The 6344-nt window shown below is 67.4% G+C and carries 3 protein-coding genes; 1 reads left to right on the top strand and 2 read right to left on the bottom strand.

Translation table 11 applies throughout. The annotated features are described in order from the left end of the window. The first annotated feature begins 210 nt into the window (after positions 1-210). Complete coding sequence (locus tag C0R07_RS12290; RefSeq protein ID WP_070471768.1) at positions 211-729, top strand: acyl-CoA thioesterase; 519 nt, start codon at positions 211-213, stop codon at positions 727-729. Between the two features lie 41 nt (positions 730-770). On the opposite strand, the gene ppc is transcribed toward C0R07_RS12290, so the two are convergent. Next, entirely contained in the window at positions 771-3482 is a 2712-nt protein-coding gene (ppc, locus tag C0R07_RS12285; RefSeq protein WP_102789026.1) for a phosphoenolpyruvate carboxylase, read from the bottom strand. A gap of 285 nt (positions 3483-3767) precedes the next feature. Next, positions 3768-6302, bottom strand: a complete 2535-nt coding sequence (locus tag C0R07_RS12280; RefSeq protein ID WP_102789025.1) for an alpha/beta hydrolase family protein — start codon at positions 6300-6302, stop codon at positions 3768-3770. Positions 6303-6344: the final 42 nt, after the last annotated feature.

The raw sequence follows: 6344 nt of genomic DNA, 5'->3' as shown, positions 1-6344 counted from the left end.
GTAGAGCCGACCGTTGGTCGGCTGGCGGCGGGTAGAGCCGACCGTTGGTCGGCTGGCCGCGCGCAGCGCGGCAATGATCGGCGAAACAAACGGCGGGCCGCGAAAGCGGCCCGTCGTCGTTTTGGCGCCTTGACCCATCGTCGCGCCGCGCGCGACCAGCCGACCAACGGTCAGCTCTACCAATGGGTCAAGCGGCGCTACACTCCAGCCATGCCCGAATTCAAATCCAACCAGCTCTCCATGACGGTGCTGATGTCGCCGGACATGGCCAACTTCTCCGGCAAGGTGCACGGCGGTGCGGTGCTGCGCCTGCTCGACCAGGTCGCCTACGCCTGCGCCAGCCGCTATGCCGGCAGCTACGTGGTCACCCTGTCGGTGGACCAGGTGATGTTCCGCCAGCCGATCGCGGTCGGCGAGCTGGTCACCTTCCTGGCCTCGGTGAACTACACCGGCACCTCCTCGATGGAAATCGGGGTCAAGGTGGTGGCCGAGGACATCCTCAAGCGCAGCGTGCGCCACGCCAACAGCTGCTTCTTCACCATGGTCGCGGTGGATGACGACGGCAAGCCGACCCCGGTGCCGCCGTTGGTGCTGGAAACTGCCGACGAACGCCGCCGGCATGCCGCCGCGTTGATCCGCCGCCAGCTGCGCGAGGAGATGGAGCAGCGCCACCTGGAGCTGCTGGCATCCAATCCGCCTGCACCAGGTGATCTGGTCGAGCGGGTCTGAGAAGCGCTGCCGGCCAGCGGCCGGCACTCCCCCTTCATGGCCTACCCGGTGTTCTGTACGCCCTGCGAAACACCGTTCACGCACGCCACCAGCGCGCGCAGCACGTCATCGTCTTCGCCACCGCTTTCACGCCAGCGGCGCAGCAGGTCCACCTGCAGCACGCTGATCGGATCGATGTAGGGATTGCGCAGGCGGATCGACAGCGCCAGCCGCTGGTCGTGCTGAAGCAGTGCATCCTGCCCGGTCAGCGCCAGGATCCACTGCGCGGTGAGCTCCAGCTCACGCTGGATCTGCGGGAAGAAACGGCCATGCAACGCACCAGACAGCTGCGAGAACTGCTCGGCGATGGTCAGGTCGCCCTTGGACAGCACCATCGCGATGTCATCCAGGAAGGTGCTGAAGAACGGCCAGTCGCGCGCCATTTCTTTCAGGGTGTCCTCGTGGCCGGCATGGATCGCTGCCTGCAGGCCACTGCCGACGCCATACCAGCCCGGAATCACGGCACGTGCTTGGCTCCACGCGAAGACCCACGGAATCGCGCGCAGGTTGCTCAACGCGGCATCCTCACCCAGTCGGCGCGAGGGGCGTGAGCCCAAGGTCATCCGCTCGATCACGTCGATCGGCGTGGCCAGCCGGAAGTACTGCATGAAGTCTTTCTGGCCGACGAAGGCGCGGTAGGCCTCCGCACTCTTCTGCGCGATCAGGTCCATTACCGGGCGCCACTGTTCCTCGCGCGGTTCCGGTGCACGCGGGCGCAGGCTGGAGCGCAGCACCGCACCGGTGGACTGCTCCAGCGAGCGCAGCGCCAGCGCACGGATGCCGTACTTGCGGTGGATCACCTCGCCCTGCTCGGTCACGCGCAGGCGGCCGTCGATGCTGCCGCGCGGCGAGGCATCCACGGCGTGCGTGGTCTTGCCACCCCCGCGGCTGATCGAGCCGCCACGGCCGTGGAAGAAGGTCAGCCGGATGTCGTTCTCGGCGGCGACGTCCAGCAGTTCCACCTGGGCGCGCTGCAGCCCCCAGCGCGAGGCCGCGATACCACCGTCCTTGCCACTGTCCGAATAGCCGAGCATCACCATCTGCACATCACCGCGCGAGGCCAGGTGCGTGCGGTAGACCGGGTCGGCCAGCAGATCGCGCAGGGTGTCGGTACCGCGCTTGAGGTCATCCACGGTTTCGAACAACGGCGCGATGTCCAGCGGCACCGCGCCGGCGTCATCCACCAGGCCGCCGCGGCGCGCCAGCGCGAGTACGGCGAGCACATCGCTGCGGTCGTGCGCCATCGAGATGATGTAGCTGCCCAGCGCATCGGCACCGTGTCGCCGGCGTGCATCGGCCAGTGCCGCGAACACTGCATCCAGCCGCTCACCGCCCTCCTCATCGCTCGCCGGCAGCGCCTGCTCGCCACTGGCGAACGGGGCCAGGCGCGCGGCGCGGGTGACCGCGTCGGCGGCGTCCCAGGCGTCCTGCCCATCCAGCACACTGGCGAGCGCGCGGCCGTGCACGCTGGACTCCTGGCGCACGTCCAACCGTGCCAGATGGAAGCCAAAGGTACGCACCCGCCACAGCAGGCGGCGCACCGCGAAACCGCCCGCGTGGTCGCCCTTGTTGTCGTGCAGGCTGCGCAGGATCAGCTCGATGTCGTCGGTGAGTTCCTGCGGCGACGCGTAGGCGCCTTCCGCATCGTCCATCGTCGCCTGCACGCGTGCGCGCATGCGGTCGTTGAGCAGGCGGTAGGGCATGTCGGCATGTCGCGGCCGCGAGGTGACCTTGGGCAGCAGCACCTTGTACTGCTCCACACGTGCCTGCAGCGCATCGCTGACCGCCACCCGCTCGGTGGACTGGCTGAGCAGGCTGGCCAGCTGCAGCAGGTCTTTCTGGTAGCGGCCGAGTACGGCCTGGCGCTGCGCATCGAGCGTGTTGCGGATGGTGCCGGCGTCCACGTTCGGATTGCCATCCATGTCGCCGCCTACCCACGTGCCGAAACGCAGCAGGCGCGGCAGCGGCAGTTCCTGGCCATAGGTATCCAGCAGTGCCTGCTGCAGCGATTCGTACAGCACCGGAATCACCCGGTACAGCACCTGCACCAGATAGAAGCCGACATGCTCGCGCTCGTCTTCCACGGTCGGGCGCACGGGCGAGGAATCGGTGGTCTGCCACGACGCCGTCAGGGCCATGCGGAAACGTGCCGCGTCGGCGGCGGCTTCACCCGGCGTGCGCTGGCCGTCGAGGTTGTCGACCAGGCTGGCAACCATCAACTGCTCTTTTTCCAGCAGCGCACGGCGGACCGCTTCGGTCGGATGCGCGGTGAACACCGGTTCGATATCGATGCGCGGCAGCCACTCGGCAAGCTCGGCCAGGGTCACGCCCTGCGCTTTGAGATTGACCAGTGCGTCCTGCAGGCCATCCGGCTGCGGTGTGGCCGTACCGGCACGCTGGTAGTCACGGCGACGTCGGATGCGGTGCACGCGCTCGGCGATGTTCACCACCTGGAAGTAGGTGCTGAACGCACGCACCATCGCTTCGGCGCGCTCGGGCGGCAGGCCGGTCAGGGCATCGTTGAGGTCGGACAGCGGGGCGTCGCTTTCGCGGCGGGCGATGGCGCGCGTACGCACCTGTTCCACATCATCGAAAAACTGCGTTGAGACCTGCTCGGCGAGCAGGTCGCCGACCAGTGCGCCGAGTCGGCGTACATCGTCACGCAGGGGAATATCGGGAGTGGCAAAAACGATGCTGCTACGGTACTCGTTCATCTGCGACGCACTGGCCTCGGGAACGGAATCCGCTCAAGCCTAACCCACAATCGCGTCGTTGCTGCGTCGCGCAAATAGTTACATCTGGTAGTGCCGGCCGCTGGCCGGCGCTTGCCGATCATTTTTCGTACCGGCCAACGGCCGGTACCTACCCGTCATTTTTCGTACCGGCAACGGCCGGTACCTACCTGTCATTTTCCGTGCCGGCCAACCGCCGGCATCAACGACCAGGATCCGCATCGGATCGTGGCCGGCCCCATCACGATGGGTGCCGGCCAGGGCCGATCAGCGCTTCTTCTTGACCGGCTTGCCCTCGCCTACGGTCTGCTCCAGCCACCGCTCGCTTTCGGCCAGCATGGTCATGATCGATTCGCGCGCGCGGTACGCATGCGATTCGTTGGGCAGCATCACCAGGCGCGAGGTACCGCCCAGCCCCTTCACCGCGGCGAACATGCGCTCGCTCTGGATCGGGAACGTGCCGGAATTGTTGTCGTCCACGCCGTGGATGAAGAGGATCGGGTCCTTGATCTTGTCGGCATAGTTGAACGGCGACATCTTCTGGTAGACGTCCTGCGCCTGCCAGTAGTTGCGCTCTTCGGCCTGGAAGCCGAACGGGGTCAGCGTGCGGTTGTACGCACCGCTGCGCGCGATGCCGGCCTTGAACAGGCGGGTATGCGCGAGCAGGTTGGCGGTCATGAACGCACCGTAGGAGTGGCCACCGATCGCGATGTGCTCACGGTCGGTCACGCCACGCCGCACCACTTCATTCACGGCCGCCTCGGCATTGGCGATCAGCTGCGGCAGGTAGGTGTCGTTCGGCTCCTTGTCGCCCTCACCGATGATCGGCATCGACGGGCTGACCAGCACCGCGTAGCCCTTGGCCAGGAACGCCTGCGGACCCCAGTAGCTGATCGCGTTGAAGCGGTACGGCGAATCGGTGACCTGGCTGGCGGCTTCGGCGGTCTTGAACTCCCCCGGGTAGGCCCACATCAGCAGCGGCAACGGACCGTCCTTCTTCGCGTTGTAACCCGGCGGCAGCATCAGCGTGGCGGTCAGGTCGACGCCGTCGTTGCGCTTGTAGCGGATCTGCTCCTTGCTCACCCCACGCAGCTGCGGCAGCGGGTGCTGGAAGTGGGTCAGCGCCTTCGGTGCAGCCGTGGCATCACCCAGCGACTGCACGAAGAAGTTGGCCGGCTCATCGGGCGATTCACGGGTCAACAGCAGCGCGGTGCCTTCCTGGTCGAGCAGCGCCACCGGCGCGGCATAGGACGGGGCCTGCGAGTGGAACAGGCGCGTGGTCTGCTTGCTGTCCAGATCGAAGCGGTCCACGAACGGACGATCGCCTTCCGGCGAAGCGCCCAGCCCGTACAGGAAGATGCTGCGGCCATCGGCACTCACCTGCAGGCGCGCGCGCCCGTTGACGTCGCGCACCAGGCCCGGGCGACCGGGATCGTTGTAGCGGTCCTGCGAGGAACGTGCGGACAGCAGTTCCGCTGCCTTCTCCGGCTGGTCGGGCGCGATCCGCCACTGCTTGACCTCGCGGTTCTTCCACCACGATTCGTTGAGCAGCGCCAGATCACCACGGCCCCACTGGATGCCGGCATAGCGGCTGCCCAGCTGCGCCAGGGTCACCGGCGGCTTGTCGAAGGGGGCGGCCTGCATCAGCACCGCATCGCGCACCTTGGCCTCGCGGTTCGGGTCGCCGCCATCCTGCGCCTCCGCCCAGACCAGCGTCGCCGGGGCATCGGCGCGCCAGTCGATCCGGCGCACGCCGGTGGCCACCGCATCGTTGCCGGTCGGCAGGCCTTCCTTCAACGGCAGGTTGGCTACGGTGTGCTCCAGCTTGCCGTCCACGGCGGACAGCACTTCGATGCGACGCGCGAATGCGCTGGCCGGCACCAGATAGGAATACGGACGCACCACCCGTTCGCTGAGCAGGTAACGGCCATCCGGGGAGAGCGTGACGTCCCAGTACACCCCGCCTGTGGAGAGCGGCGTGGTCACGCCATTGAGCGCGACCTTGGCCGGCTGCGCGCTGGCGTAGTAATCAAAGAGGCGGGCATCGGCCTCGTTCTTGAGCATGTCCTGGTAGGTGCGGATGGTGCGGACGCCGGCGTCGGCCTCGGTCTGCTGGATCGCCGGGCCGGTCGGAATGCCGCCGGCAGACGGTGCTGGCCCCTGGCCCTTGAGCTGCTGCATCACCAGCAGGCCCCGGCTGTCGGGCTGCCAGCTGTAGCCATCGCCCATCACCGTGTTCAGATCGCCGACCAGGCGCCGCGCCGAACCGGCCTCCACATCAACGATCCACAGTTCATTGGTGTTGGTGGCCGCATGCACCTGGTTGAAGGCGATGTACTTCTGGTCCGGCGACCACGCAAAGGTGGCGATCGACAACGGCTGCGGCAGCCCGCTGATCTGGCGCTCCTTGCCATCGGCCACGTTCATCAGCCACAGCTTGTCGGCGAAGCTGAAGCGGCTGGCCGAATGCGTGGCCGGGTTGATGCGCAGACCGGCCAGCTTCAGTTCGGGCTGGGCGACGTCGTTGATCGACGGCAGCGGCGGGGTCTGCAGCAGCGCGGCCAGGTCACGGCGCGGGGACAGGCTGAGGGTCGGGGCACGCGGCGCGTCGACCACCGCCTGCAGCGCCGGCGAGGGCAGCTCATAGCCGCTCGGGTCGCCCTTGGCGGCGGCCACGGCCTGCGCAGAGGTCTTCGCGGCCGGCGCGGCGGCCAGCGCCAACGGCGGCACCGCCAGCAGGGCCAGGCCGAGGATCAAGGTATGGCGCCATTGCGGTGCGCGTCGACCATGGTTGCGTGTCATGTTCCGTCCCTATGCTGATACAAACCCCCGACCTTAACAGCC

This window comes from Stenotrophomonas bentonitica, from assembly GCF_002887735.1.
GTDB lineage: Bacteria > Pseudomonadota > Gammaproteobacteria > Xanthomonadales > Xanthomonadaceae > Stenotrophomonas > Stenotrophomonas bentonitica_A.
This window is presented reverse-complemented; position numbering and strand designations above follow the sequence as displayed.